A 26,903-nucleotide genomic window follows, 5' to 3' on the forward strand; every position below is an offset into this window, starting at 1 on the left:
GATGCCTAACCCATGCGCCCGTCGTCGTGAATAGCACTGCCTTGCCCCGACACATTGGTTAATTAAGCTAGAGGCCGGGCAAGCGGCACTAAGCGCGATTCACTGCCTCAAGCTGCCAGATGGCGTCTGGAGATGGGGAATTAGGCAAACCGCGAGCCAGCCCGGTAGAGCTGGTTCGACCCAGCCGCGCTTAGCATTCGACACCGCTAAAATCCCAAGCGCCTTCAGCTTAACCACCTCGATTTTCGACGATTCCGAATTAAGCCCAACGAACATCTCGAACTCGTTTTGAGGCATAGAGCCCTGCACGATCAAGCAGAGCAGCGCCGGCCCAACAGCTCTGTGGACTTCCGCCTCTAGAAATCGCCCGTTGCTTTCAAATGCCTTGAATACCCGGGTGCGTAGAACCGCTGGGAGGAACGCATCCAGGGTAAGACTGACTTCGTCGATGCACGCACTGAGCAGGAGCTGAAGGAATTCAAGCTCCTGCTCAGCTGAGCGCTGCTGTGCCAAGGAGGAATCTGCTCGGGAAAGCTTTTCATAGCCAACAATGGCACGGGTCAAGGCTCTGTCGAGAGACCAGAGATTTGTACGCAAACCGAGCTCGTCGAGTTTTTGTCGAGTGGCTGTTTGGCTTGATGCGGAGGGATTCGCCTCGACGGTATTTAGAAGGCTACGACAGTAATCGCGCAGGGCTTCGACGGTTCGATGTCGATAGTCAGGTTCTGTGCTGATGACGCTGGGGCTGAATTTGATTTGCGGCAGGCGTGCCGCGGGTTTTGGGCAATATTGTTCTAATTGTATGAGCGCCATGCTGAGGCTCGAAGTGGTCTCAGGAGCAAGCCGACCCTGGAGCCCTGCCGTCTTCCGCCATAGCTCTTCGCCCAAGAGTATAAGTCGCGCTGGGGTAATCGTGACGGTGGATGGTTGTTCCCGGCGGTAGAGGCTCATCGGCAGAATAACAAGCAATGGGGAATCATTGGGTTGCCCTCAGGATGTGGTCAGCGCAGGGGCGTGGGTGCTCGAGGCGAAGTTTATCGTCGTTTTATTCTCGCATCCCTTCAACCACAATGCGTGTTCTTTGATTTCATGGCTCTCAGGTTCTCCAGGGAACCATGCTTGGGCATCCAGCCGCCCTTGTTTCCGGCCCCAGACCGAACGTTGTAATAGCACTGAGTGTTTGGGCACATGGATGAGCCGTTGGAGATGGCCATAAACGCTTCAGTCATGAAATGCATTGGTTGGATGATAACCAGTCCAGGCTCCTCACGTAGCAGCTACTACAACCACCTGCCAAAGGGCGATCTCTCGCCAGTTGGACGCTGCCAAAGTAAGCGACAGATTTTATCAATTTCGCCATAGCGAGCTAGAGAGGATAGCCCAGTAAAGGCCGGATCTTTGATTGAAGATGCGGTTGCTAAGTTTGAGAGATTACCACCCATGTGCTAGTCGTCGGTGTCCTCCCGAATTGCGTGGGCCCGCTAGCTGATGAGGCATGTTGGTTGCTAGGTCGTAGTCGTGCTCGTCTATTGGAAGCGTTGATAAGTCTAGCATATTAATCTCGAGCTCTTATTGATCGGCGCGCTTACTAAAGCTATGCGGGCTCGAGGTTTTGGAGAGAGATTTAGAAAAGCTGCTCAAGTTTAACCTATGTCGGCCGACGTAGTGTCGACATCTGGGCTGATAGCTTTCAAGCTACAGCTATAGTCAAGCTACAGCATCTCCAACGCTAACAAAGGAATGAAGGTCACTAATGTCTAACTCAAATACACCTGGTACCACTTCGATCACCCCATCTCATGGTCGAACACCGCTGCAAACTAAATTAAGTGAGACGAGGTCTGCGCTGCTAAATACAGCTTGGGTATCCCTGTTGTTGTTAGGAGCAGGTTTTTTTGCTGCAGAGAGTCACCCGGATACTGCGCTTTTCTTAGTTGTAGGTTTCGTTTTTTTGGGGCTATATGTTTTCGTAGGAACACTGGAAACCACCTTACTGCGCAACTTGGTCGGTTTGCGGGCTTCACTGGTAGGATGGGTGACTATTATTGCTTATTTTGCATGGGTAGCAAAATCCCGCGCGATAGGTGAAATTAACGAAATATTTCATGTCGATCCATCATTGCTGCCCATGACGGTTATAGCTGTAACTGTCCTGCAGGTGATGAGCATGCTTTTCTGGCCGGTCGTGATAATCTCTGTCCTATTAGTTGGGATCGCTTACTGGTGGCGCCAGGATTTCGCGGGGTCAAATGATGGCATAGTTATCCTCCTCACTCTGATCATGAGTGTTGTGGCGCAGTTGTTTTTCGCTGGGCTCGTCTGGGGCTGGGTAGAATCCAGTAATCAAAAAACCGCAACCATCTATCGCATTGCCCACTTTGCGGACTTCAACTCGTCATTCAGATGTGCTGGTTTGGATGAAGCAAAAGTGAGGGTGTTGTTTGTCAACCCAGACCGTAGCCAGGTCATCACTGCTCCGAAGATCGCCAACGTGTCACTCTATTCCACTGCTAAAGCTACATGGCTACAGCCTGTGGCTATTCCAGAGGAGTTTCCGCAGGTGTCTTGCGCTCCTCAACCGAAGCGTACTACCCCGTCAAATGAGGTACTTACTTTGCCTCAATGATGGAACCCCCCTAAATAGCGGTGACGGCCCCCCGCATGGCGTTAAGGACACGCGTTGGACGCTTGTCGCCGCTGGCCTGCTTTAATCTTCGGTTGTTTGGGGGGCTATTGCTGGCCCGTTGAAAGCGTACTGAGCTGCCTGAGCATTACCATTGAGGGATTCATCTACTGCTCGTACGCATCCGCATGTCGAGCAAAGATGGATCGGGACATAATTTTTAGCAGTACATCAGCGACATGAAGCAGGTGCAAATACTGAAAGGTGTGGTGCCGGTGTATAACCATCCCAGGCTTCAGCTTTCCGAGAGGTTGCTTCGCCGGCAGGGCTCACCAAGGTTCACCCTGTCGCCGAAGCACTGGACGCCAGTACTCGGGGTTAACCGCCTAGTCTTAGATCACATCGACTTCATCGACAGTAAACCAGCCCGCCTCAATGACCTGTCGCTTTGCGACCTCTGGTTGGGCGGTATAAACAATGATGACGAGACTTTGCTCCGCTCTGCTACATGTGACGTACAGCAAGCGTCGAGTACGGGACAGCGCGTCATCCTTACCGGCGCGTTGGTTTTTGATGTCGCTGTCTGAGGCTGGCTTTACGCCCAGAAGCTTCTCATAGCTGAACAGAAAGCCCCCAGCCTCTTCATCGTTGAGAATCACCATGACCCTCGGAAATTCCAGGCCCTTCACCCCTTGATGGGTATCAAAGGGGGAGAGCCCTTGGGCATAACCTGCGAATGCGGCCATCTCAGAATAGGGTCGTTCGAGCAATACTTGGTAGGCATGTATCTCCAAGGCTTCACGGTCTACGGTATCTGGCGCATCTTCGTTGGTCACACCTAATTCCAAGGCCGCTCTGAGACGATCGGGCACTTCTAGAAGCCCGGTCTCCAGAAACACGCGTAGAACATTTTCCAAAGATGGATCGTGATCGCTGAACTGCTGGCATAACCTTTCGCAAGCTGCGCCCACATGTTCAAGCAACGACAGCTGATTGGAAGCCTCTTTCATGTACTGCGGATCAAGGAGGGGTGACCTAGATCGAACGGCTTCCATCAAGTTGAAGTCAGTGGTCTTGGCTGCCTCCAGGATCGGCATGATGCTTTCGAAGAAAAGCCTGAGTACTGGCAGCGTTCCGTCCAACAGGCTTGTTCGTAGGTGCTCCACTGCGTAAAGCGGGGTGAAAATACGCTCAAAGCCTAGGCGTCGGCCGGCCATCTTATGTTCCAGAATCAGAGTTTTACGAGCTGAGGGCCCTGCAGACCACTGCTCATCGCCGCTGATTTCCGCCATTTGGTTAGCTACCTGGGCTTCAATCTCAAAGCCATTAGCTGCGCCCTGTCGAGTACAGACCATTCGGATAGCGCCCCTAGTCGCCCCTGGCTTTGGCGTTTGTTGGTGAGCATCCGCTCCTAGCCGGATCCTGTTAATCAACTCAACGATCCGCGTCGGGCAGCGCCGGTTTACTGGTTTTTCGGGGGTCGCCCAGTCCCGAGGGATTGCACGCTCCAGATGTTCTTTCCCGTCGTTGTAAATTCGCTGCATGGTGTCGCCTAGCAATCCTAGGCAAAACCGGGTGGGGATCAAGGATTGGGCGAGAAGGAATGCGTCCATGAGAGGGCCGTAGGTATCCTGGCTTTCGTCGATTAGAAGCACCGGGTATTGATCAGCCATCACATCGAGTAAGGGAGGGCGCTGGATAAATGCCGCTGCCATCTGAACGACCTCGCTATGGTTAAGCGCTTGGCGTCCTCTGTTTTCTCCGGTGGGGCTGTAGGTGAAGCTGGTGACATCGTCCAATGCTGACAGCCGGCGCATTTTGCTTTCTAGAGAAGCTTGGTTCGCACGAGAGGTCTTGTTGACGCCTCTAGCTCTACCAAGCTTGTCTCGCAGCTCGTCCATGTCTTGAGCGAGCTTAACCCGAAGCCATTCGCGAATATCGTCATTGAAACCTTGAATCATCCGCCACGAAAACGCATGAATGGTTGACACTACCACCAACGGGTCATGTTCGAGTCGGCGAGCTATCTCCTCACACGCCGCATTGGTGTAAGTAATGATCGCAATTTGCCGCCCTTCGAAAGTCAGCCGCTTTTGCTCACGCGTTTTAAGTTCGCTAACAGCTGTAACTAACGAATGCGTTTTTCCTGACCCTGCACCCGCGTAAAGAAAAAAGCTTCTTGGGCTATCCAGATTCAGGCAATCGCGGATCACCTCATCCGCGTCGCGGGCATGTTCAATGGGGCCCTGCGTCGTCGGACTCATGTTAGCGTGACCTCAACGATCGCAGCCGGAACGACCAGAAGATCCCTGCGTTTTAGCTCTAGCTTGGATTGCAACCATGTCAGACCTTCGTGAATGTAAGCAGGCACCACTAGCTGAGAAAATTGCGGGTCACCCAGCACTTCTAGGGCGAACTCAGCCTTATCGCCAGTTCGAAGCTTTTCGAAAAGCACTGCCCCCAGGGCTTCGGACGAGTCGGCATTTTGTATGGCTTCTCTGAACGCCCGCAGCAGCCCCCGTCCTGGCTTCCCAGCGAAATGCTCAATGTTGCTGAGCACCAGGCTGTCCTCAAAGGTATTGGGCAACGCTTCGGATTCTTCCGCTGTTCTGGGGAGGCGGATCATCACAGGGGTTTGGTAGGCAATTCTGATCGAGTACAGAACATCAATCTCTTGCACCTTTTGCTCGATGTCCAAGTCGAGCAACGTGTCCACGTCGTGCCCAAGACCCGCAACCCTCATCCAGTGGCGTATGGTGGGATTATTAGTGATCTGTTCATTACCCCTTGCCACTGGAAGGGCCGCTCTTGCTTTGCCGGCGTCCAGATCAGTGATTACCAGCGTTGCAATACCCAAAGCGTCGATCAAAGGTCTCAGGCGATGGGCGTGGCTACCTCCTATGTCGAGAATGGTGATGTAGCACTGGTCTAAAAACTTGAAATGTTTGCGCAGAAAGTGAGGCAGGATCATCCGTTCCGCAGCCCCTTCCACCAGAATTACGGCATCAGCAAAAAAAAGATCTGCATGGTGTGCCCGCAAGTACCGTGTGACGAATTCCTTTGTTTTCCCCGCTTGGCCGAACACGGTGCTTAGGTTGGAGACCGTCGACACGGGGATTGGAATGTCCGCCATACCTGAGGGCAGGCGCCGGAAGTACCGCAGATGCTCGTACTCTATCTCGTGCGCGACGTGGCTTGAGTGCGAGCTAACGACGAGCTGAGTTCTAAGATTGGGGAATTCTTCAAGCAGGGGATCGTTGCACAGCACGTGGTACGCATGTTTTATGAAAGCCTGCTGCACCTGCACGTGAAGGTGCGCCTCCGGCTCCTCAACCAGCACCAGATGAATGGGCTCGACTCCGACGCTACTTCGCTCATCAGGAGTGCGGTATTTTTTCAACCAGTCGTCACGGAACGCCATTAGCCTAAAGATCATGGAGATGAGGTTTTGGTAACCAAGCCCATTCGAGGTTTCGGGAAGGCTGAGGCGCGGCTCATTTGGCGCGCCGGCTACCGAATCCAGCTCAAAGAGTACGGCCGCCTCGTGATCCAGGCCGTCGGTTGGCGCGAGGCGTGTGGCAACTTTGATACTTGGGTCACTGTTGTTTGGATATCCAAGGCCCGCAACCTCCCTCAGCGCTGGGGCAAAGCTCGTAGTAAGCCTCATGTCAAAAGCACTCTGAGCGGCTTCAATTGCCCTTAACGCTTCTAGATCCGAGACATCCGGGCTATCACCCGGGTCGAGGTGGCGACGGTAGTAAGTACGTAGCTGCTCAGAAAGCTTTCTGCCGCCGCCAGGCTTGCTTTCGTCCTGACCTTCATCTGCGCTGTCTCCGAATCCTCGCTGCGCGTTGATTTCGTGCACGCGGATGAGGTTTAGAAGCGGGTTTCGTTCAAGCGGGACTGCAGTGTCCGTCAACGGCTGGAGGCTGGCTGTTTTGGTCTGGGCATTCGGCGGCGAAAGCCTACTTGGGTCAAGCCTGTACCAGCGCACCTTGAAAGCCTTAACCAGGCGCCTGTTGAGATAATCATGAAGATTTTGCGGCCAAAGCTGCAGTGTCGGTCGTATTTGCCCATCTGCAGATTGGATGTGTATTTCCTGAAGCAGCGTTGCGACACGGGCGCGTTCTTTCCTGTAGTCGGAATAGAGCGTGGGGAGGTCATCGGGTTCCAACCGAAACCTCATCCCCACCATGCCCCCAGACCAGGAAAAATTGGGGATGAGGTCGCGGATATGGTGAAGTTCGCCAGGTGATGCTTGTATCCAGACGTCGAGTGTCGGAAGCCAGCTCGCCCATTCGTTGCCTTCAGGGATCGCGAAGCTTTCATCGGCATCCTCCCAACCGCGCCCGATCGCGTCCAAAGTGGCGATGTGGCACAGAGTCAAATCTTGGAGCCGGAATGTGGAAGGCTTCACAAGGAATTTACGCAAGGCCAGCATCGCGGAGGATTTGCCGCTGTTGTTTGCCCCAACTAACAAAGTCGTTTCGGCGGCAAGGTCAATTCGAACGGACATCAGCTTGCGGAAGTTCGCAAGTTCCAAGTGCTGGATACGCATAGTTTCGTCCTTGATGGGCATCCGCTGGCAGGGCGCCAGCTCGGGTTAGGGGACTCTAGCCCAGTGTGCGAAAGACACCAACTGCTCAAGTGAGGTCGGCGATCGTTCCTATCACCGCGGCTCCGCCAGGCGCATGGCTGATGAAAACCTGAATTACGATCGCATAGCTGGGGTAGGGGAGAGACACCGCAGTGTTTAGCCAACACGTCTAATGGCGTTCTGCATGCCCGGTCAGAACATGGAAAAGTTGCGTCAATTGTCGGAGAGTCGGCGGTCTGACGCCATTCATTCCTGGTAACCCAGCATCTGTGGGCATACGGCCGTCCCGGTCGTTTCGGATCGGGGCTTCTGTTAAAGAACAATATCGGCTCGCTATCTATTTGCGTGACGACTTCAACGTAAAGCGGGTACCGCAGGTTGATTGTTGACTGCGCCTCTTGCTCGCATGCGCGATGCGCGATGCGCGATCCGCAGTCGCCTAGTTTGTGCCTGCCGACAGCCTGTTTTTGCGACGGTACTGTGCCATAATTTTCGGCTGGACTCGGTGTGGTGCCGTCCATTCCATGTGGTCTCGGTTCACAGGCATTTTGAAGGAAAATACAAATGGCGATTTCACAGGAAATCAAAGACGCGATCCATAGCATCACCTTGGAGTACTGGGCTGCTCACAGCCGACCGCTTTTGCTCAGCAATCTGCCCCCGTTGGTTGAAGCCCAAGTAACGAACTACAAGAATATGCTGGAAAAGCGCACCCTCAAAAGCGTGATCAAGGAGGTCGCAGCTGAAGGCCAGGTAAGGCTTGTGATGCATCCAACCCACAAAGCCAAGGTCGGCGTTGTGCCTACTTCAGCCGTATACGAGTTTGAAGAGGAGGCGCGACCGGCGCCCGCGAAAGACTCTGACACCTCCAAACCTCGGGAAGATGAACCGGTGCTGTTGTTGTTACGCGCGCTTGCGCGGTTGTCGCCCGAAGAGCTAGAGAAGGTAAATATTCCGGTTGCTGTCCTCGTTAAGCTGCTGAAATAACATGCGGGTGACCGTTGTCTTGGTTAGTGACGACCAAAACGCCTGTGACCTCTTCAACAAGCATCAAGAGGCACTGATACCGCAGAGCTTGCGCAAGCATGAGCGTGTCAGGGACTGGGGATTTGAATTCGTCATGAGCGTCTTTAATCCGACGCGGGCGACCGTTCAAATTCAAGATCACGTACTGCGCGTCTCAAAAAAATCTGACATCGTTGCGCTGCTCGTCGATACGGCGTGGCAGGCCAAGATATCCCACGCGACGATATCCTGCTTTGTGGGTCATGTAGATTTCAATCCACACGCGACCAATTACAAAAACCTGATACAGGCGAAGCTCACCAAGCTCGTCAGGCACTTGGCCCTGCTGGCGACCCTCATGTCAAAAGCAGGTAGTCGCAACGCACTTCTGCTGCCGCTTCGCAATTTTATTGCGGATGAAATTGACGAGCTCCAGGAGATTTTCCGGGCGCGCGCGCTAGATTCTGATTTTCTGATAGACCTGGAGCTGTTAATCGCCAGAATCAATGCCCGCAAACGACCGCGCCGGCGCATCAACGATGAAAAAACCTACTTCATCGACGACCAGGAAAGGCTTTTCGATTACGGAATGGAGCGGCACTCCAAAGTGGCGACTGGCGAGCCACACAACTCTCTATGTGTCCTGAACGGGCACTTTAGGTTTGGATGGAGAATCCCTACCGACCAGCATTACAACGTCACGAAAGAGGCGGGGGTGTTTACCAAAATATCGGGGATGTTTTTGGACTGTCATGACGTCCTTGCTGAGGTGAAGGAGCGATCACACCTAAACATGTTTCCTAACGACTACTATGGATGAGGTCGCCTGATACGAAAAAGCGGGCTCGGCACACTGACCGAGACCCGCTTTTCTCGCGTTATCTCACCATGCTTACCCATCGCTGAACGCAGTAGAAAGTGATAGCCGCTCTGATACCTAAAGGTTCTGGCGACGTTCCCAGCTACGGACGATCACAATGCCTAACCAGAGTCCAGTTTTTCATGGAGTCCCCAGTCGGGGCGAAGAGGTTGGTAGATAACCTGGGCACAGTATACGTGATCTCGACTTAAAAGTGTGTACGTCTGATCAATCGCCGGTCAGCGATCTGCATGCCAGCAAGCGCCTGCGGGCCCGGAATCAGGAGGGGAGGCGCTGTGGATGACCAGTGTGCCAGCGCGTGCCGACTTAGCACGCGCAGCTCCAGCAGACGAAACGGCGGGCAAAAGGCAGTGGTCGGCGCAGACCTCATCGTCGCCTAGGTTTCCACTAGCCTGTCTTAGCAAGCCCCGCCCCGCGGAGCTCCAATTGTCCCAATCTGGCAATCGCGCAACCCCTCAAAGCGTGGCCTAATCTGTAGATCAAACCATTTCATACCCAGATCCGCCGGTCATTGATGATCTGTCAGCTCCTGCCGGCAAGCGTCTGAACCATGCAGATTGTTGACGGTGAGGTGCTATGAGGGGAGGGCATGGCTCCACGGTGCTAGTGCGGTGTCGGTGGCGGCTGGCGGCTGGCGACTCGGATCGGCCCGTTGCACCGTCTAAGGCAATACTCAAGACAATCTTCCGGCTGCCTTGACTGCCATGTTCTCGCTGTCTTGTTCATCGGCTAAGGACTATACCCCGGACGATTCAGCGCCATCTTATAAACTCGCATCGACTAGATTATAGCGATGGCTTTTTGCGACCATTAATCAAGTTGGTGTTAGCATACCCTTCCTGATCGGACAGGAGCTGTCTGTATATACAGTGTCGCAATAATGGTTTAGACCTTCTAGCTCAGCCATCTAGTGCTATGCGTCGGGGTTTTCGGTTAAGCAAGAGCTCGTCGTGCTAGAGGAGCCGCCGATCAGGGATGCAAACTCAACATTGGAATGTGTATGGACACGATGAAGCCTGAGAGTCGGCCGCTTACCGGCGACGCGCCCCTGCCGTTCGATGCAACGCTCCTGTTCAAAGCGCTTCAGTACCAACTGCTTGTAGCGGTTGAATACTGTTACGACTTGGCGCCTGAAGAATCTCTGTGGCTTGAGATGATGGGAGACGTCACAGTTCCTGGCCGAGTCCAGACAGAGGTGAAGCTGCACACCCAGAAACTTACTGACGGCCATGTCAACTTCTGGAACACCGTCAAAAATTGGCTCCATGAAAACTTTGACCGAACCTCTTTCAAAAGCCTGATATTGCTGACGACTCAGGAATTCGGAGCTCTCACGCTGCTCAAGGACTGGAACACGGCTAATGCAGCAGCGCGGTTAGTTATCATGGAAAGTATCGTGGCGCCGTCCCAGCAGGGTACGGATACGAAGGCAGAAAACGAATCCGTCGCCGAATCAAGCGCTGACGGGGTCTCGAAATCAAAATCTCTCCAACAGTATGTAATGGCTTCAGAGCGGCGTCCCGCATTGATGGAGGTGCTGGAGCGGATGCACATTACGACAGGGGCCGACTCATTCGAGAAACGTCTTCAGGCATACGAGACTCGGCATCTCAAGCCTATCCGCCCTTCCAAGTGTCAGCAGTTCATCTACGAACTGTTAGGGTTCATGGGCAGCCCTGACCTTTTGATCGGTGGGTGGAGGATCACGCACCAAGCATTTACTGACAAACTGTCGGAGCTTACTCATCGATACATGAGGCACCCTAAAACCTTCCCGGCAGTCGATATAAATGTGCTGAAAAATAGCATCGATATCGAGGAAATTCGCCCCATGCCATTTGCTCAAAAGATCGTGGAGATAGGCGGGGAAAGCACCCTGAGAAGAGCCGCGCTGCATCGGGTGGTTGCCCACACCACGATCTCGGATCTCTACGCAGATGGCGTGCTGTTCAAGTCGATGGTGGATCTTTACTTGGGCAACCACCTGACACAGCACCAATATGGCCGTGAACTGGCAATGCTCAGTTGTAAGGGGGTGACTTGCGCAACCGCCCTCAGTACCCACTCCATGAAGTTCTTTCTGGAGCGAAACAGCCTGCCAGTTGAGCCGTTTTGTGGCTTAGAAAACACAATGCCCGAATTTCGCAATGGCGTTTACCACATGCTTGCAGGAGAACAGCCGGAAGACAAGGATGAAGAGTTTCACTGGAGGCTTTGGTAATGGGCTCTCAGGTCTCCGATCACCTGTACACCTTGCACCGCACTCCCTTTGCGCTGTCGCCCGTGATCCAGAGCTTTTACGAGCATTGGGAGCCGATCGAGAAGGATATTCTGCTCAGTTATCTAATTCTTCCCTTGGTCACCTACAAGCCCATGCATGGGTTTCTCAAGTGGGCTAAGCGAGACAGCAGTGTCCGAACCATGGCCTCAGATCCTGCGAGGCTAGTGGGCCTCGCCATGCGTGTAGAAGAATTTAAGCCAATCACCAATGCCGCATTGCTTATCCTGGCTGCCGAGAAAAGCTTGGAGATTACAAGCGAGCTGTCAATTCACTCACTTGCGAAACCTCGCTCAATCAATGCAGACAAGTCGCTGGTGAAGTACAGCCAAAAGCTGGCCATGGTGCTGTCCGGTGAAAATGTTGTTTCCATTTACAGGATGTTGGGACTCAAATCGCTATGAAGTGTTATGTAGAGTACATCGGCGTTGTAGATAAAAAGCACGACGTCCATCACGTCCCTTTCAAGCCTGGTCTTAACATTGTCACGGGCAGATCGTCCAAGGGTAAGAGCGCGATCCTCGACATCTTTGATTACTGCCTGGGCAGCTCCGAGGACACGATCCCCGAAGGCATCATCACGGATCGTGCAAAGTATTTCTTTACAGTGCTGCGTTTTCCAACGGTCTCTGTCGTGACTGGACGGATGGCAGCAGGCAATACCTGCTTCCTGCGTGAGGTTTCCGGGCCCGCGGTGGACGATATGCTAGAGCTGATCGAGGACGTGGATACCTTCTTCGCTCAGAATTTCTTCCAGCACAAGGATGCCTTTCTCAAGAGCCTTGGACGCTATTTCGGTGTGACGTTGCAAAACATCGACACTGATCCTCTTCACAAGGAAATGACTGGCAAGTGGAGTGCAACGCCTTCAGTACGCAGCTTCGCATCATTCATGTTGCAGCATCAGAATTTGGTCGCTAACCGGCACGCGGTCTTCTACCGGTTCGAGGAGAAGCGCAAACGCGATCAGGCGATTGATCAGTTTAAGATCTTCATGGATATCGTTGGGGAGGATTACTTCGACCTTGCGAAGCTGCGCACCGAGGCGCTGTATGAACTCAAACGGGCGGAGGCGCAGATACCCAAGCAAGATAAGATCAAGGAAGGGTACCTGGCCGAGTTTGCGCTCTTGCTTAAAGAGTACGAAGCTCTGGCGGGCCAGCCACTGACCGAGCTCAAGCCTGGGCAGATCTGGACGAAGCCTAAATCAGCCCTTGAACACCTCACCGGCATATCTGTGAGAGTCGATGGGCTTTCAAATGCATTTGATGACAGACGGACTCACCTGCGTGCCCAGAAAGCTGAGCTGATGTCCATCATTCAGAAGGCGCTCAACACCCGTTACCTGCTAAAGGTTTCTACCGAACAAGCATCTGGTTTCGCTGAATCCCTGACCGCATTGCCCATTCCTTCAGCGACAAATCTGGAGCATGCGGCGTGCCCCGTGTGCGCTTCCCAGTCTGATGTTGCTGAGGACGAGGCCAACAAGTTGTCGGCAGCGATCCACTGGTTGAACGGGGAGCTCAAAGTTTCAAGCTACGCCCGGGAAGGCTTTGGTGAAGAACGGCGCAAGATTGACAGTGAACTCAAAGGGCACCGGAAGGAGCTAGCGGCGATTGAGATCGCACTGAAGCCTCTAGACGATGAAGCGGATCGACTATTGAGATCAAAGTCTGTCGATGCTGCAGCGCAGAAAGCAAAGCTCAAGCTTGAGCTGGCAATAGAGCGGTGTATCGCTAATCCTCCTTCCGAAGCCCGAGGAATGGTCGAGTTTTGGCAGAAAGAAGTTGAACGATTTGACGAGCAGATGGCCCAGTATGACGTTGAATCGAAGCTTTGGGCGCTGCAGAACGACATCAACAGAACGATGAAGTACTTGGGGAAAGACTTCGATTTCGAAGACTCGTATAAATCTGGTTCATTGAAATTTGACGTGGAAACCTTCGACCTTTGGCATGAAAGGCCGATCGAAGGTGGGCGCGTGAAAAAAGTTTATTTACGGTCGATGGGAAGTGGCGCCAATTGGCTGTACTCGCATCTGACCCTTTTTATGGCCTTACATTACCAGTTTGCTGCACACCCAAAATGCAAGGTGCCACCGATCCTGTTTCTCGATCAACCTACGCAGGTGTATTTTCCATCCACCGACGATGCTAACGCGTTCGTCGCTGACGAGCTGCGTGGGGATAGGAAGACCACCAAAACAGTCGACGAGGACGTGAGCGCTGTTTCGAGAATGTTTAGTAACCTCGCAAAGTTCTGTGATGTCACTTTTAAGGAAACAGGGGTGATTCCGCAGATCATCGTATGCGATCACGCCGATAATTTGCCTTTGAAGGGCAACTATGTGTTCGAGACCTTCGTTCGTAGGCGGTGGAGAACGCACGGGCTGATCGCGGAGTAATTCGGGTAACCCCCGGTGATTGTACCCATGGCGAGCCTCACTCACTGTCTCGGAACGTCGCTTTGAGACTTCGTGATCTACCGTCGAGCGGGGGCAAAACAAACGTCTTTGCAGGAAAGCGGATAGCGGGCAACTCGATCAGCTTTGAGTGGGCGCCATCGGCGCTCACGGGGCTTGGGACTTGGACTTTGGACATTGGCATTGGGCGTTGTGTGTTGGGCGTTGGGCGTTGGGATGTTGGGATGTTGGACTTGGAGCGTGGAAGCACTACGACTTTGCCGTCATCGGATACGTGCTCAAAGCAACAGGTGTGGTATCGGATAGTCCTTTCACTTGGTTTGTATCTGCTGCTGAAGTTGTCGTGCAGAGGCTAATATGACTTCAGCGGCCGATGGCCTGCTGCCTTACGAACTAGTCCGCGTGGAGCGACATCTGACCTTGTCCAGCCTTGGCGTGCTCCAGCACGATGACCGACCAGGATCGTGGGCTTGGGTAAGCGCTGGTGAACTTGAAGCTCAGGAGCGCAGGCTGTTCGTAGTCGACCATACCCACTGAGCGACCTTTTTTTGGGTAGCATGGAACGGAGGCTCGATGGCAAATGGGCCGCATGCGAGGAGCGCTGGGTGTCCCAACTTGTCGCAATGTGTTGCCCCTGAGGAGAGGTATATAAAGGTATCTGTACCTCTGTACCTCTGTTCCTTGGTCTCTAGGAATTATGCCGAGATTGAATGAACGTTCCACAGCTGGTGCAGGCAAACAGGTGGCCTAAAAAAGGCTGCGCTGTCGGCCGCGGCGCGCACGTGCGCCTCGGGGTTGAGAGATGTTGGCGCTCTAGTCTGGACTGCTGACGCTACCATCCGCATCGGCCGCATGCTCTGGCACGCCGGCGCGTCGGTAAGCTATGGATATATCCTCGTTGCGAAGCATGCGAAGCTTTTCAAGCTCATCCTTGAATAGTTCAACAGCAGGGCCTTCGAGCATCCTGGTGATGAGATTATCCAGCTGAGAATCGTAGGCATGTATGACTTCGACGAGGTGAACGCTCGAGACGATACTCGCGTATCCCGAAATCTCAGCAAATGCGATATGAATGTACCGAAATAATGACATGACGTCCGTGTGGCCAGTCCACTGCATGATGTCCGCCGCAAATTTATCCCATGTCAGCAACGCAAAACGAAACTTATCCTCGTTTTCAAACCTGTGGCGTTGGATCATTGTAATAAACAGGCGTGTGATATATGCGTGCCGAAACATATGAGGGCATGCTTTTTCCGGAATCTTCGCTTGTTTTCGAAGTGTCGAAATTTCGCTGGTTATCGTATTGTCATCCAGGCGCCTTCCAGTCGTTTCAGAGATTAATAGATACCCATGATCGTTTTTTAATCCAATCTTATTGTCGATAATCGGACGGCGAAAATATCGAATGTACGTTTTTACCTCCTGAAGTAGCATCTTCGATATAGGGACTGAGCGCTGACTGCCGTCTCCCTGTTTGAGGTTTGTAAGGGTCAACATCGGCTCTTTCTGCTCAGCAGCGGCAAAAATATCGTCAACTAGGACATCGGCGAGCTCGCCTCGACGACAGCCAATGGATTCTAGCAAGGACAACATGATACTGCGCCGCCTGTTCACGAACCTTGAACTCTCAAGCTCATCAACTGCTTGACGTAGGCTAGAGATATGAGCGGAAGGGATCGGATCGCGACGTTTGACACTGCTGCCAGAGGAAAACGAGTGGTGATATAGGTAGGTCTTGACAATGAGTCGGCCAGATTTAGATTTAATGCGTACTTCACGGTATTCGATCCTGATATTTCCTTCCAATGCAACGAACATCTCATTACCATAAAACACCCCAGCATACCTCAAAAATTCTAGGCAGACCCGGCCCACTTCGTCTACGGAAAGAGCAGTCTTTTTGTCCAGCAGGGGGTTAAGGTTTTTCTTTTCCTCTCGTAAAGACTGCATAAACTCACAAAAGAAGCCATCTGAGACCTCCATTAATTCCACGTTTTTACGGCAGCAATACCGTAGCAACTGACTGATCTTGGATGCATAATTCCCAAAAGTACCTCCTTTCTTGCCTTTAAGGGCCAGTCCTTGTCGTCCTCTCCTACCTCTTTTATTTAATAAAGAAAGCATATACAGATTCGCGACTTGGCAGGGCTCGCCGTTAGGCCAAAATATATAAGGGATGTTGCTAGCAACCCTGGTTACAAGCTTTCCTAATGCGTAGTGGTTAGGCGCGATAAAGTTGGGCAGGGGAGTGAAAAGCTGTCGGTCACCAAGAAGGGTGGCCTGAATGAAATTGGTCGTCATATATGGTCTCCTTATGACGTCTGAGTTTGGATGGTCAAAAACAGTTAACTATTCAATCTGTGCCTGCTCTCTTATTGCTGTGACGTTACTTTCAACAACTACCGGTGGGGATCTAAATGAACTAAGTTTCACAATTTCTCTTAGCTCATCTATGGCCGCAGCAGCGAGCCTTATGCGAGGTTCAGGGCTATTCTCACGGGATAGCACCCCCAGCTCGCGTATCGCTACATTCAACCCTGCTAAAAGAACGTGATTGGCTTTGCGCTGAATGATGAGCAAGGTCTCGAGTTCGCTGACTAGGGTAGAGAGGCCAGACTTTGTTCTTTTTCGAGGTTTGGAACCCTTGGTCTTAAAATTAGTAATGACGTCGAGTGCCCGCGATCGCATTAGATCGAGTTCTCTAAAGCCTCGGTCAAGGCAGGTGTCGCATTGCTTCTTGAGGTGGTTAAGGCTAACTTTATTCTTTTGATACATAATATTGTCATGTTTAAAACTCATCACCAGAGATGCAAATGCGCCTTGGCTTCGGAGCGCGCTTGCCAGAGTGTCGTCTTCCTTGAAGAGGCTGGGATGCTGAGAAATTGCGGTGAGCAACTTGAGGCATATCACCGCTGCATTAAGTTTTGATTCCAACGGCTCGGAACCTGTTGGAAATGTATCAACTTCATCTTTCATTTGATTTGTCCTTGATATGAACGATTAACCGCATGCGCTCCCCTGTCGGCGTATTCAGGAACACTGGATCGATGTCGACCTGGCCAGACTTGAGTAGTGAGTCAATGTAGCTTTCTAGCTCCTCGACGTCAGCCAGCGTGACATCTGTGGTTCCAAACTGATGTTTAACCAGCTCGGCAAGTTCAGCAAAGTCCGCATGATTCTCGTTGTGCATGAACTCCGCTACAAACTGTGCTTTAGCGCTGCGCAGAATCTCACCTGAGTTAGCGTTAGAAATATAGTTCCAAACATGTTGCATTGATTTATGTCCAAGCATCCACTGCAGAGTTTCCAATCCACCAAAGCTAGCCGAGAAAAAAAACAGCAAGGCAAAGAAACGTCTGTATTGATGCTGTCGGGGGTAGTATCGCCGTCCTTTTTTGTCGAGAGGTGTCTCGAAGTAGTCACAAAATAGATCCAGATTTCTATCGTAGGTCACGCTGTCGACGTCCGTATCCCCGAGGTCTCCTCGTGTATTGGGACTTGCGAATAACCAGCCTGGAGAGCTAATGACACCTGTTTCGAACAGAATCATCTTGAGACGGCAAAGTTGGTCAATCATATCCGCTCCTATTCCCTCCATTGGTCGAGCTTCTAAACTACGCCCACCAAACTCAGAATAGGAACCTTTCTCACCTTTGAAAATCAACCACTCTTTGGTGATATCCAAACAACCCTCTACGGGCAAGTCTCTCAACTCGCCAGAGCGTCTGCCTGACAGTACACCTACGACAATCTCCACGGCGCCAAAATAGACACATAACAAATCTATCAGGCCTTCGTTGTTGCGAAGCGCGGTGTAGTAATCTTTTTTCAGCCCTTTCACATTTCGCAATTGAACGTCTTTCTCACGATTATTTGAGTTAGCATTCAAAGAAATCTTTTTTACGCCCAGTTTGGCAATTTTTTTATCGATGAGCTGAATAATTTCGGATTTACTGAGGCTCTGGGTCGTCCTCTTATGCCTTAGACAGTAAATGGCGACACTTGAGTAGCTATCAACGAGTGCTTTGCCGTATTCAAGGTGGAAAACGATGGCTTGTTCCATCTGTTTAAAAACAATACCTGAAGGGACGGTTTTGAACCGTCCCTTTTTGGAGGCCGGAGGTGAAAACTTTAGGAGCTCATCCAGGTATTCATCTTGCGGACTGGGCAGCCCTACGCTTCGTAATCGTCCTAGCAGGCAAATCAGATGGCGAAACCGGTTCCATTGACCCATGTCCATGCGTTTGGGCAGCCGAGATTTTACCGGGACACTGGGGTGCTCTCGCAGGAATGCGTCCACACCTGGAGTGACTTTAAGGATCTGTGGGGTAGGTTTAAAAAACAAGTGACCGGTTAATGTATTTCTGTAGATTTCTTGAGATATCTTGACGGTGTCGGGCGCCCACCCACCGGCTCTACTTCTGGTATAATATCCCCCTAGCACAAGCGCTGCCCGAACATTAAGTACCTCGTTCGGTTCCAACAGCAACTTCCTAGGATCTTCATCATCGGGAGCAAGGTTGTCTAGAAGGTATGGATGCTTTTCCACTGCTTCGTGCAGCTCAACCGCGCTGTACCTCTTCACTTGGTTCGAACAAAACACGGCTAGGTTAGCACTCCAGCAATAGAGTGACTCTGAGACCCAGCTGTCAGCTGCTAATCGATTAAGCAGTTCTTTAAACTCGCCGCTTGTAATGCCGGCTAGCCCAGATTCCATCAGGTTATAATTCGCAGAATTGATTAAGAGCTCGTCGATTAGATTGCATGCTGACCTAAAACAGTTGCTTTGGTTTTCGAGTGTAGTCGACTCGCTGTGAAAATTTTCGGCGTTTCGGGTGCTTAGAATTAGCCAGGTTTTGAATGATTCATGAAGCACACGGTTCTTCGCATCAGTTAGTAATGAACCATCATCTAGGCTTACGGCCCAGTTTAGATACTGAGGTTTCTTTGAGCAGAATTGATATTTCCAAATCGGTGAATCGAAATCGCTCAATAGCCAATGGGCTGTTCTATATCTGTTTGTATCAGATGATATGTAGGGTGCGATCTGCTTCAAAGCGGAGGCGATCTTTGACGCCACGACCTGTTTTTGGCTCGGAGTTTCTGCGCCGCTGTCTGTCGGTGCGACGCCGCTTTTACGCTTCATATATCAATGCCTCCATGCCTGCGCTATTGATGTTTTCATAACCTTTGCGCAGATGGCTTTTCATCAAAGGGTCAGTGCCTACATTAATATTTTTAACCAGTAGCTCAGTCACTTTCGCCCAATACCGAGCTAGTCCGTTGATAGTCTTTCGGGCCTCACTTTTTGCGACGGCGTCCGCAAGGGACAATAGGGTAGCGAGGATTCCAGGGCTTAGACAGAAGTGCACTTCTCCATTGTTCTCAAGGGCGCTGTCTTCCATGTCTGGGTCTGACAGGGACGCGGGAATGTCTTTAAGGGCGTGATTTGATAAAAAAACATGAAGCTCTTCGATTGTATTGAATCTCATGACCTGTAGGAGATAGGGTGAGTTTTGCATTGCCAGATACAACATTCCTTTCTGAAAGATGCGGATCCACCGAGTTTGAAAAAACAGTAATATGCATGCTGGAAGATAATGCCCCAGCAGGAAGTTGTCATAGCTTAAGTGGCCCAGCGCTTTTCGCATTTGTTCAACACTTTGGGTTTCAATATAGACGGAAACGGCGCATGAGGCCCTGCATGTCGTTAGAGAAACGTTCTTGAGAAAGTCTTCCAGCGCCTTGCCACGGAGGCTAGTATGTGGATTGAATTGACCAGTTAATGTAGTTCTGAAAATATCGCGAGTGAAATCGTTAGTATCCCACGATGGAAATTGCGCGCTCGCTGGCTCTCCAAATCCAAGTGAGCATGTCAAGAATAACTCCCGCCATGTTTCATCTCCGTTAGATTTGAGGTAGATCCTAAGTGGTTCCGTGAGAGCGATAATCCTTTCTATTAGCGTAGCGGTATAATCTGAAAGTTCAATTTTTTGCTCGCTATGGTAATTTCCTCTTCGACGTTTATAGCCAACGAGTTGGTAGCCTGTGTTGGTTTTTACGAAACCACTACGTCTGCCGTTGTCGTCGTATAGCCGAAACCTTTTCAGAAAAGACTCTGTTATTTCCTGATGTTCTATCACCAACAGGAATTGGAACGGCAAGAGTGATCCTGCCAGTGGCAGGCCTAGTCTTCTCACTGTCTCCTTGCGCTGGTTTCCAAAGTGTGAGCTAAGATAGCTATCCCCTCTCCTAAAACCATTTTTTTCAAATGTTGCGCAAATGTCAGAAAAATTCAAGTCGTTGGTTTTTTTGCGGCCGCAGCCGCCAGTTATGGGTGTGCCGAACTTCGCGTTGGCTAACCGCTGTTGCCTGAACTGCCATAGTTCATCGCTCTGAGCGATCGCCCAGTCCTTAACGGTTTTTATATCCTGGCTTATCTTATTAAATAAAATTTCGATTGCTTGGCTGTCAGTTATGTGGAGCGGCACTTCTGTCATGAGTTTGTATTTCACAGTTACGCCATGATCGCTCATTTTTATTTTAATTTTGTCTAGATGTTTACGCTTTGCTTCCTGACGAGGAATAGCGCCGTCTGGTTTTGCCCAAATTTTGCTATCGATGAAAATTCGGGTCATTAGTACCGCGGTATCTGCCCATTGACTTCTAATATCATCCATATCAGCGTTTTCTGTTATGCGTCTGATATAGAAGTCCTTCATGAACATTCTAGCGAAGAACGTAACCCCGTCAGGCCTCTGAAAAGCTTCCGCGGGGTACTTGTCAGCATTTGACGATATGTATTCCGCGATCGCGTTTATATGCCAGGTTGACGGGCGCGCATGCTTTGCGCAATAAAGTCTGGCTGCGTAATAGAATCTTGTTGCGAAAGCCTCGCCGTGTGTGTTCCACAGCCCACTCAATTTCAAATTGACAGATGCCTTCTTCCGGCTGGTGACCGTCCATCCCTCCCAATACGTCACTTTGTCCAAGTTCACCTTGGATTTCTTGGTGAACCAATCGGCTGAGTAGTCGTCTCGGAGCGTGACCGCCCAGACGATAGCCTGAACATCGGGATGGTGCTCGGCTATGCAGTTGATCATTTGCACGAAGCTTCTGGCATACCGGGCCCGGAGTTTGGGGTTCAGATCGGAAAAGTCTTCATCGGACAGCGCGCCCAGGAAGCCCCGCGTCGCTGCGTTCAATGCTGCCGAATCGTTTTCAAACGAGGTGATTCTGGTATCTGTGATGGAGCAATAGCATTCGAACAGCTTGATCGCCCCGGTGGGATAGTCGTTAACCGCAAGCCAAGCGGCCTCAAAAGCTGTGATCACTGTCGGAGAAATCGAGAGGTAAGGGTAGGGCTGGATGCGCGCGAGTGAGTTGACGATTGTCATGGCCCTGACCCTGTAATTGACGTTCCTGGCCCTGAGCCTAGAAGGCTTTTGCGGCTGTGACAAGAAAATGCATGCAGTAAAGTTAGATATCGCATGGCCGAAATCTACGAGCTGTCCGACCGGGTCTCAGTGCTGCGCGACGGTGAGTACGTCGGCATGCTGGAACGGGACGGCCTGTCGGCCGAGGCATTGGTGAAGATGATGGTCGGCCGCGACCTGTCCGGTTTCTACAAAAAAGAACATGCCGCCTACGACCCCGGCGCGGTGGTGATGCGCGTGCGCGACATGGCCGACGGCAAGCGCGTCAAACCGTGCAGCTTCGATCTCCATGCGGGCGAAGTGCTGGGCATCGCCGGGCTGGTCGGGGCAGGGCGCACGGAACTGGCGCGACTGATTTTCGCTGCCGATTCGCGCACCTCCGGCAGCCTTGAAGTGGCCGGCAAGGCGATCACCGATCTGCGCAACCCCACCGACGCCATCCGTGCGGGGGTGGTTTACCTGACCGAAGATCGCAAGGCCCAGGGCCTGTTTCTGGACATGAGCGTGCGCGACAACATCAACGTCTGCGCCTGCGTGCCCGACGCCCATGCCGGTGGCGTGCTGGATCGCGGCCGTGGCGCACAGCGGGCAATCGAGGCGATCCGTTCGCTCTCGATCCGCGTGGCGTCGGGCAAGGTCAATGTCGGCGCGCTGTCCGGCGGCAATCAGCAGAAAGTGCTGCTGGCGCGGCTGCTGGAGGTCAAGCCCCACGTGCTGATTCTCGATGAGCCCACCCGCGGCGTGGACATCGGCTCGAAGTCCGAGATCTACCGCATCATCAACGAACTGGCCAAGGCCGGCGTCGGCATTGTGGTGATCTCCAGCGAGCTGCCGGAAATCATCGGCACCTGCGACCGTGTGCTGATCATGCGCGAAGGCGAGCTGGTGGCCGAAGTCGGCGGGGCGTCGGGGCAAGAGATCTCCCAGGAGCGGATCATCGATCTGGCGACGGGGAGCGAGAACGCCGCAGCCGCCGCGGCCCACGGCGCCCGCGATACTTTCGACCACCCCATTCAACAACAATAAAAAAGGAACCCAGGCCATGAGTCTGCCCCTGGAAAACTCGCCCACCGTTGCCGCCATCAGCAAGCGTGAACGGGTCCGCGAACTGATGCGCACCGTCGGCATGCTGCCGGTGCTGATCCTGTTGCTGATCGGCTTTTCGCTGATGACCGACACCTTCATGAGCTGGCAGAACCTGTCGATCATCACCCAGCAGGCCTCGGTCAACGTGGTGTTGGCGGCGGGCATGACCTTCGTCATTCTGACCGCCGGCATCGACCTGTCCGTGGGGGCGATTCTCGCGGCCTCTGCAGTGGTCGCCCTGCAAGCGTCGATGTCACCGCAGTTCGGCATGCTCGGCATCGCCGCCGGTGTCGGCTTCGGCCTGCTGCTGGGGCTGGTCAACGGTGGACTGATCGCGTTCATGCGCCTGCCGCCGTTCATCGTCACCCTCGGCGCACTCACCGCCATGCGCGGCCTGGCGCGTCTGCTGGCCGACGACAAAACCGTGTTCAACCCCGACCTGCCGTTCGCCTTCATCGGCAACGACTCGGTGCTCGGCGTGCCGTGGCTGGTGATCATCGCCGTCGCAGTCATCGCGGCGTCGTGGTTCATCCTGCGCCGCACGGTGATGGGCGTGCAGATCTACTCGGTGGGCGGCAATCCCGAAGCGGCGCGCCTGTCCGGGATCAAGGTGTGGAAGGTGTTGCTGTTCGTCTACGCGGTCTCCGGCGCGCTGGCCGGGCTCGGCGCGGTGATGAGCGCTTCCCGCCTGTTCGCTGCCAACGGCCTGCAGCTGGGCCAGTCCTACGAGCTCGACGCCATCGCGGCGGTGATCCTCGGCGGCACCAGTTTCACCGGCGGCGTCGGCACCATCGGCGGCACCCTGATTGGCGCGCTGATCATCGCCGTGTTGACCAACGGTCTGGTGCTGCTGGGCGTTTCCGATATCTGGCAATACATCATCAAAGGCATCGTCATCATCGGGGCGGTGGCCCTGGACCGCTATCGCCAATCCGGTGCGCGGACCTGATCCAACCTTGTATGGCTGCACGCGTTTCAACGAAGACTCCGACAATAATCACAAGAGAGAACCCATGAACGTCAAACGCAAATTCCCCGCTGTCGTGTCCCTGTGCCTGGCCGCGTTGCTGTCCCAGGGCGTTGAAGCCCGCGAGCTGAAATCCGTCGGCATCACCCTCGGTTCCCTGGGCAACCCGTATTTCGTCACCCTGGCCGACGGCGCCAAGGCCAAGGCCATGGAGCTCAACCCCGCTGTCAAAGTGACCTCCGTCTCCGCCGATTACGACCTGAGCAAGCAGTTCTCGCAGATCGACAACTTTATTGCCTCGGGCGTCGACCTGATCCTGATCAACGCGGTGGACCCGAAGGCCATTGCTTCGGCCGTCAAAAAGGCACAGGCCGCCGGCATCAAGGTCGTGGCCGTCGACGTCAGCGCTGCCGGCGTCGATGCCACCGTGCAGACCGACAACGTCGAAGCGGGCAAGCTGGCCTGCCAGTTCATCGTCGACAAGCTGTCGGGCAAGGGTAACGTGATCATCCAGAACGGCCCGCAGGTGACCGCCGTCACCGATCGCGTCACCGGTTGCAAATCGGCCTTCGCCGCCGCGCCGGACATCAAGATTCTCTCCGACGATCAGGACGCCAAAGGCTCCCGCGAAGGTGGCCTGAACGCGATGCAGGGTTACCTGACGCGCTTCCCGAAAATCGACGGCCTGTTCGCGATCAACGACCCCCAGGCGATCGGCAGTGACCTGGCCGCCAAGCAACTGAAACGCAGCGGCATCGTCATCACATCGGTGGACGGCGCGCCAGACATCGAGCAGGCCCTCAAGGCCGACACCTCGATTCAGGCCTCTGCCAGCCAGGACCCTTGGGCCATGGCGCAGCAAGCAGTGGTCATTGGTAACGATCTGCTCAACGACAAAAAGCCGGCTGAAGCGGTCACCCAACTCACGCCGAAACTGATCACCCGCGACAACGTCGGTTCCTACAGCGGCTGGTCCAGCAAGCACTGAGACGCAGGCCTGAAGGAGTCGTTGCCGTGATCAAAATGGAAGACGTGGCGAAGCGGGCGCGGGTGTCGACGTCGACCGTTTCACACGTGCTCAACGGCACGCGCAAGGTCAGCGCCAAGACGGTGGAAGCGGTGCAGCGGGCGGTTCAGGAGTTGGGCTACGTCCCCAACACCCTGGCGCGCTCGCTGGCCCGTTCGCGCACCAACACCATCGGCGTGGCGATCTCGGCGCTGTCGAACCACTATTTCAGCGAGACCGTGCACGCCATCGAAACCGAATGCGCGCGCCACGGCATCATGATGTTGTTCGTCGACACCCACGACGATCCCGCCCAGGAACTGCGCGTGGTTCAGGCGCTGCACCATCGTCGCGTCGACGGGATTCTGCTCGCGCCGTCCAGCGACCCGCAGCAGGCTGCGTTGGCCTACCTGCGCAGCAACGCCATTCCCAGCGTGCTGGTGGACCGGATGGCGGTCGAGGGTTTCGATCAGGTCGGCGTCGAGAATCGCCAGGCCACCCGCGAGTTGGTCGCTCATCTGATCGGCCACGGTCACCGGCGCATCGGCATGATTGCCGGGCATCGCGGCCTGAGCACGACGGAGGAGCGGATCGAGGGCTACCGGCAGGCGCTGTTGGACGCTGACGTACCGTGGGATCCGCAGTTGCTGATCGACGGCGAGTCGAACAGCGAATCCGCACGGGTCGCCACTGCTCAGTTGTTGCGCCTGAACCCGCCGCCCACGGCGATTCTGGCGGCGAATAACCTGATGACCATTGGCGCGATGCACGCCTTGCGTGACGCCCACATCGACGTGCCCGAGCAAATGGCGCTGGTGGGTTTTGATGATTTCGACTGGGCGGATTTTTTCCTGCCGCGCTTGAGCGTGATTGCTCAGCCGGTGCAGGCCCTGGGCGCGCGGGCGGTGCAGTTGCTGTTGCAGCGCATCGATAAGCCCGAGGGCAAACGAGTGTCGGAGCGACTGGCGCCGACCTTACGGATTCGCAACTCGTGCGGGTGCCCTTGAGCGTCCGCTGCCAGTCACCGGATTTTCAGGCACTGAACTCTCAAGCACCGAATGCTCAAGCACCGAACGCTCAAGCACCGAACTTTCAGGAACCGAATTTTCATGAATCACCTTGTTTCCCTGGGCATCGACCTCGGCACGTCCGAGCTCAAGGCCGTGCTGCTGGACGGCGAAGGCGTGGTGCTGGCCCAGGCCGGTGCGCGGGTGGAAGTCAGCCGCCGGCAGTCGGGCTGGTCGGAGCAGAACCCCGCCGATTGGTGGCAGGCCTGCCTGTCAGCGCTCGGGCAGTTGCGGGCAAGCGATCCCCAGGCATGGGCGCGGGTCGGCTGCATCGGCTTGTCGGGGCAGATGCACGGTGCCGTTCTGTTGGGTGCGGCGGAGCAGGTGCTGTACCCGGCGATTCTTTGGGACGACTCCCGCGCTGTGCTTCAGGCATCGCAGCTGAACAACGATTTTCCGGAGTACGCCGGCGTCACCGGCAGCCTGGCCATGGCCGGGCTCACCGCGCCGAAGCTGTTGTGGATGCAGCAACACGAACCCCAGGTGTTCGCGCGCATCGCCAGCGTGCTGTCGCCGAAGGATTACCTGCGTTTGCTGCTGACCGGCGAGCAGGTGAGTGACATGTCCGACGCCGCTGGCACGTTGTGGCTGGATGTGGCCAAGCGCGAGTGGTACGCGCCGATGCTTCACGCCACCGGGCTGACGATCGAGCACATGCCCCGGTTGCTGGAGGCCGATCAACCGTCGGCCGGGCTGAGTGCCGAGGCAGCGCATGCGTTGGGCTTGCCGCTGGGTCTGCCTGTAGCCGCAGGCGGTGGCGACAACCCGGTTTCCGCAGTGGGCATCGGCGCGATCAACGCCGGTGATGCGTTCGTCACCCTTGGCACCAGCGCGGCCATCGTCGCCATCACCGATCATCCGGCGGGCAATCCGGGCAGCGCCGTGCACAGCTTCTGCCACGCGCTGCCGCAGCGCTGGTACACCATGGGCGCGATGCTGGCCGGGGCGAGTTGCCTGCGCTGGGTCACTCGGTTGCTGGGTCAGCCCGGTGAGCAGGCGTTGCTCGATCAGGTTCACGCTGAGTTGCCGGTCGATCAGCCGGTGGCGGTTTCCAGTCCACTGTTTCTGCCCTACCTCGCGGGCGAGCGCACGCCGCACAACGACCCGCTGTTGCGCGGTGGATTCATGAACCTGGCTTATGACTGCACGCCAGCGATGCTGGGTTATGCGGTACTGGAGGGCGTCGGTTTCGGGCTGCTGGACGCGATGAACGCCACGCTGTCCGCCGGCGCGACGGTCAACGCCTGCGCCCTGGTGGGCGGCGGTGCACGCAGCGAATACTGGGCGCAGTTACTCGCCAACATCCTTGATCGCGAGGTGTACACGTTGCACGGCAGCGAACTCAGCGCCTGCATTGGCGCGGCGAAGCTGGGATTTCTGTCGATCGGGGAGGGGGCCGAGTGGCTGAAGCGGGGGATGGCGGTGAAGGCGCGGTATCAGCCGATGCCGGCGGTGCAGGGGGCGTTGAAGGCCCGCTATGCGAAATTCAAAGGCTTGCTCGGTGCTGCGCAGGGATTGCGTGGGTGACAACAT

At 54.3% G+C, this 26,903-nt stretch carries 17 protein-coding genes and 1 pseudogene; 11 read left to right on the forward strand and 7 right to left on the reverse strand.

Annotation, left to right across the window (positions count from 1 at the left end):
- Positions 1 to 99: 99 nt before the first annotated feature.
- Positions 100 to 813: a hypothetical protein gene (locus BBI10_RS04175; RefSeq protein ID WP_141695112.1), complete on the reverse strand. Its 714-nt coding sequence runs from the start codon at positions 811 to 813 to the stop codon at positions 100 to 102.
- 940 nt (positions 814 to 1,753) lie between these two features.
- Between BBI10_RS04175 and BBI10_RS27085 the strand changes: the two genes are divergently transcribed.
- Positions 1,754 to 2,626, forward strand: coding sequence for a hypothetical protein (locus BBI10_RS27085; protein WP_141695113.1), 873 nt, complete (start codon positions 1,754 to 1,756; stop codon positions 2,624 to 2,626).
- A gap of 389 nt (positions 2,627 to 3,015) precedes the next feature.
- Here the strand turns inward: BBI10_RS27085 and BBI10_RS04185 are convergent, their stop codons facing one another.
- Entirely contained in the window at positions 3,016 to 4,887 is a 1,872-nt protein-coding gene (locus BBI10_RS04185) for a UvrD-helicase domain-containing protein (RefSeq protein ID WP_065987047.1), read from the reverse strand.
- Positions 4,884 to 7,181 (reverse strand): AAA family ATPase, encoded by a 2,298-nt coding sequence (locus tag BBI10_RS04190; RefSeq protein WP_065987048.1) that lies wholly within the window; start codon positions 7,179 to 7,181, stop codon positions 4,884 to 4,886. Before BBI10_RS04190 ends, BBI10_RS04185 begins: the two co-directional genes overlap by 4 nt.
- 603 nt (positions 7,182 to 7,784) lie before the next feature.
- Between BBI10_RS04190 and BBI10_RS04195 the strand changes: the two genes are divergently transcribed.
- From BBI10_RS04195 to BBI10_RS04215, 5 genes are all read left to right on the forward strand, one after another.
- The gene (locus BBI10_RS04195; protein ID WP_065987053.1) at positions 7,785 to 8,207 is read left to right on the forward strand and encodes a hypothetical protein; all 423 of its coding nucleotides are present in this window, start codon (positions 7,785 to 7,787) and stop codon (positions 8,205 to 8,207) included.
- A gap of 1 nt (position 8,208) precedes the next feature.
- Positions 8,209 to 9,045 (forward strand): hypothetical protein, encoded by an 837-nt coding sequence (locus BBI10_RS04200; RefSeq protein WP_065987056.1) that lies wholly within the window; start codon positions 8,209 to 8,211, stop codon positions 9,043 to 9,045.
- A 1,060-nt stretch (positions 9,046 to 10,105) separates the two neighbouring features.
- Positions 10,106 to 11,326: a hypothetical protein gene (locus BBI10_RS04205; protein WP_065987057.1), complete on the forward strand. Its 1,221-nt coding sequence runs from the start codon at positions 10,106 to 10,108 to the stop codon at positions 11,324 to 11,326.
- The gene (locus tag BBI10_RS04210; RefSeq protein WP_065987058.1) at positions 11,326 to 11,787 is read left to right on the forward strand and encodes a three component ABC system middle component; all 462 of its coding nucleotides are present in this window, start codon (positions 11,326 to 11,328) and stop codon (positions 11,785 to 11,787) included. The genes BBI10_RS04205 and BBI10_RS04210 overlap by 1 nt, the downstream gene beginning before the upstream one ends.
- Positions 11,784 to 13,787, forward strand: coding sequence for a DUF3732 domain-containing protein (locus BBI10_RS04215; protein ID WP_065987060.1), 2,004 nt, complete (start codon positions 11,784 to 11,786; stop codon positions 13,785 to 13,787). The genes BBI10_RS04210 and BBI10_RS04215 overlap by 4 nt, the downstream gene beginning before the upstream one ends.
- A gap of 831 nt (positions 13,788 to 14,618) precedes the next feature.
- Here BBI10_RS04215 and BBI10_RS04220 read toward each other — a convergent pair.
- The 4 genes from BBI10_RS04220 to BBI10_RS04235 are packed head-to-tail and all read right to left on the reverse strand — an operon-like array spanning position 14,619 to position 21,205.
- The gene (locus tag BBI10_RS04220) at positions 14,619 to 16,109 is read right to left on the reverse strand and encodes a tyrosine-type recombinase/integrase (RefSeq protein ID WP_065987069.1); all 1,491 of its coding nucleotides are present in this window, start codon (positions 16,107 to 16,109) and stop codon (positions 14,619 to 14,621) included.
- 48 nt (positions 16,110 to 16,157) lie between these two features.
- A complete protein-coding gene (locus tag BBI10_RS04225; protein ID WP_065987073.1) occupies positions 16,158 to 16,784 on the reverse strand; it encodes a hypothetical protein in 627 nt (208 codons plus the stop codon).
- Positions 16,774 to 18,954: a hypothetical protein gene (locus BBI10_RS04230; protein WP_083233018.1), complete on the reverse strand. Its 2,181-nt coding sequence runs from the start codon at positions 18,952 to 18,954 to the stop codon at positions 16,774 to 16,776. Before BBI10_RS04230 ends, BBI10_RS04225 begins: the two co-directional genes overlap by 11 nt.
- Positions 18,944 to 21,205: a hypothetical protein gene (locus BBI10_RS04235; protein ID WP_065987075.1), complete on the reverse strand. Its 2,262-nt coding sequence runs from the start codon at positions 21,203 to 21,205 to the stop codon at positions 18,944 to 18,946. The genes BBI10_RS04230 and BBI10_RS04235 overlap by 11 nt, the downstream gene beginning before the upstream one ends.
- Before the next feature lie 81 nt (positions 21,206 to 21,286).
- On the opposite strand from BBI10_RS04235, the pseudogene BBI10_RS04240 reads away from it, so the two are divergent.
- The 5 genes and pseudogenes from BBI10_RS04240 to xylB all read left to right on the forward strand — a co-directional run.
- Positions 21,287 to 22,270, forward strand: a pseudogene (locus BBI10_RS04240) (ATP-binding cassette domain-containing protein); the annotation flags it as partial.
- A 16-nt stretch (positions 22,271 to 22,286) separates the two neighbouring features.
- Positions 22,287 to 23,279, forward strand: a complete 993-nt coding sequence (locus BBI10_RS04245; RefSeq protein ID WP_065987077.1) for an ABC transporter permease subunit — start codon at positions 22,287 to 22,289, stop codon at positions 23,277 to 23,279.
- Between the two features lie 64 nt (positions 23,280 to 23,343).
- A complete protein-coding gene (locus BBI10_RS04250) occupies positions 23,344 to 24,285 on the forward strand; it encodes an ABC transporter substrate-binding protein (protein WP_065987079.1) in 942 nt (313 codons plus the stop codon).
- Positions 24,286 to 24,311: 26 nt separating this feature from the next.
- Positions 24,312 to 25,310 (forward strand): LacI family DNA-binding transcriptional regulator, encoded by a 999-nt coding sequence (locus tag BBI10_RS04255; RefSeq protein WP_065987080.1) that lies wholly within the window; start codon positions 24,312 to 24,314, stop codon positions 25,308 to 25,310.
- Between the two features lie 102 nt (positions 25,311 to 25,412).
- Positions 25,413 to 26,897 carry a xylulokinase gene (gene xylB / locus BBI10_RS04260; protein ID WP_065987084.1) on the forward strand — a complete coding sequence of 495 codons (1,485 nt, stop codon included), beginning with the start codon at positions 25,413 to 25,415 and terminating at the stop codon, positions 26,895 to 26,897.
- Positions 26,898 to 26,903 lie beyond the last annotated feature (6 nt).

It is taken from the genome of Pseudomonas graminis, from assembly GCF_001705435.1.
In the GTDB taxonomy this organism is placed as follows: Bacteria; Pseudomonadota; Gammaproteobacteria; order Pseudomonadales; family Pseudomonadaceae; genus Aquipseudomonas; species Aquipseudomonas graminis_B.

Coding starts and splice junctions, on each gene's coding strand:
- BBI10_RS04175 (WP_141695112.1), bottom strand. CDS start 813: ATGGCGCTCATACAATTAGAACAATATTGCCCAAAACCCGCGGCACGC.
- BBI10_RS27085 (WP_141695113.1), top strand. CDS start 1,754: ATGTCTAACTCAAATACACCTGGTACCACTTCGATCACCCCATCTCAT.
- BBI10_RS04185 (WP_065987047.1), bottom strand. CDS start 4,887: ATGAGTCCGACGACGCAGGGCCCCATTGAACATGCCCGCGACGCGGAT.
- BBI10_RS04190 (WP_065987048.1), bottom strand. CDS start 7,181: ATGCGTATCCAGCACTTGGAACTTGCGAACTTCCGCAAGCTGATGTCC.
- BBI10_RS04195 (WP_065987053.1), top strand. CDS start 7,785: ATGGCGATTTCACAGGAAATCAAAGACGCGATCCATAGCATCACCTTG.
- BBI10_RS04200 (WP_065987056.1), top strand. CDS start 8,209: ATGCGGGTGACCGTTGTCTTGGTTAGTGACGACCAAAACGCCTGTGAC.
- BBI10_RS04205 (WP_065987057.1), top strand. CDS start 10,106: ATGGACACGATGAAGCCTGAGAGTCGGCCGCTTACCGGCGACGCGCCC.
- BBI10_RS04210 (WP_065987058.1), top strand. CDS start 11,326: ATGGGCTCTCAGGTCTCCGATCACCTGTACACCTTGCACCGCACTCCC.
- BBI10_RS04215 (WP_065987060.1), top strand. CDS start 11,784: ATGAAGTGTTATGTAGAGTACATCGGCGTTGTAGATAAAAAGCACGAC.
- BBI10_RS04220 (WP_065987069.1), bottom strand. CDS start 16,109: ATGACGACCAATTTCATTCAGGCCACCCTTCTTGGTGACCGACAGCTT.
- BBI10_RS04225 (WP_065987073.1), bottom strand. CDS start 16,784: ATGAAAGATGAAGTTGATACATTTCCAACAGGTTCCGAGCCGTTGGAA.
- BBI10_RS04230 (WP_083233018.1), bottom strand. CDS start 18,954: ATGAAGCGTAAAAGCGGCGTCGCACCGACAGACAGCGGCGCAGAAACT.
- BBI10_RS04235 (WP_065987075.1), bottom strand. CDS start 21,205: ATGACAATCGTCAACTCACTCGCGCGCATCCAGCCCTACCCTTACCTC.
- BBI10_RS04245 (WP_065987077.1), top strand. CDS start 22,287: ATGAGTCTGCCCCTGGAAAACTCGCCCACCGTTGCCGCCATCAGCAAG.
- BBI10_RS04250 (WP_065987079.1), top strand. CDS start 23,344: ATGAACGTCAAACGCAAATTCCCCGCTGTCGTGTCCCTGTGCCTGGCC.
- xylB (WP_065987084.1), top strand. CDS start 25,413: ATGAATCACCTTGTTTCCCTGGGCATCGACCTCGGCACGTCCGAGCTC.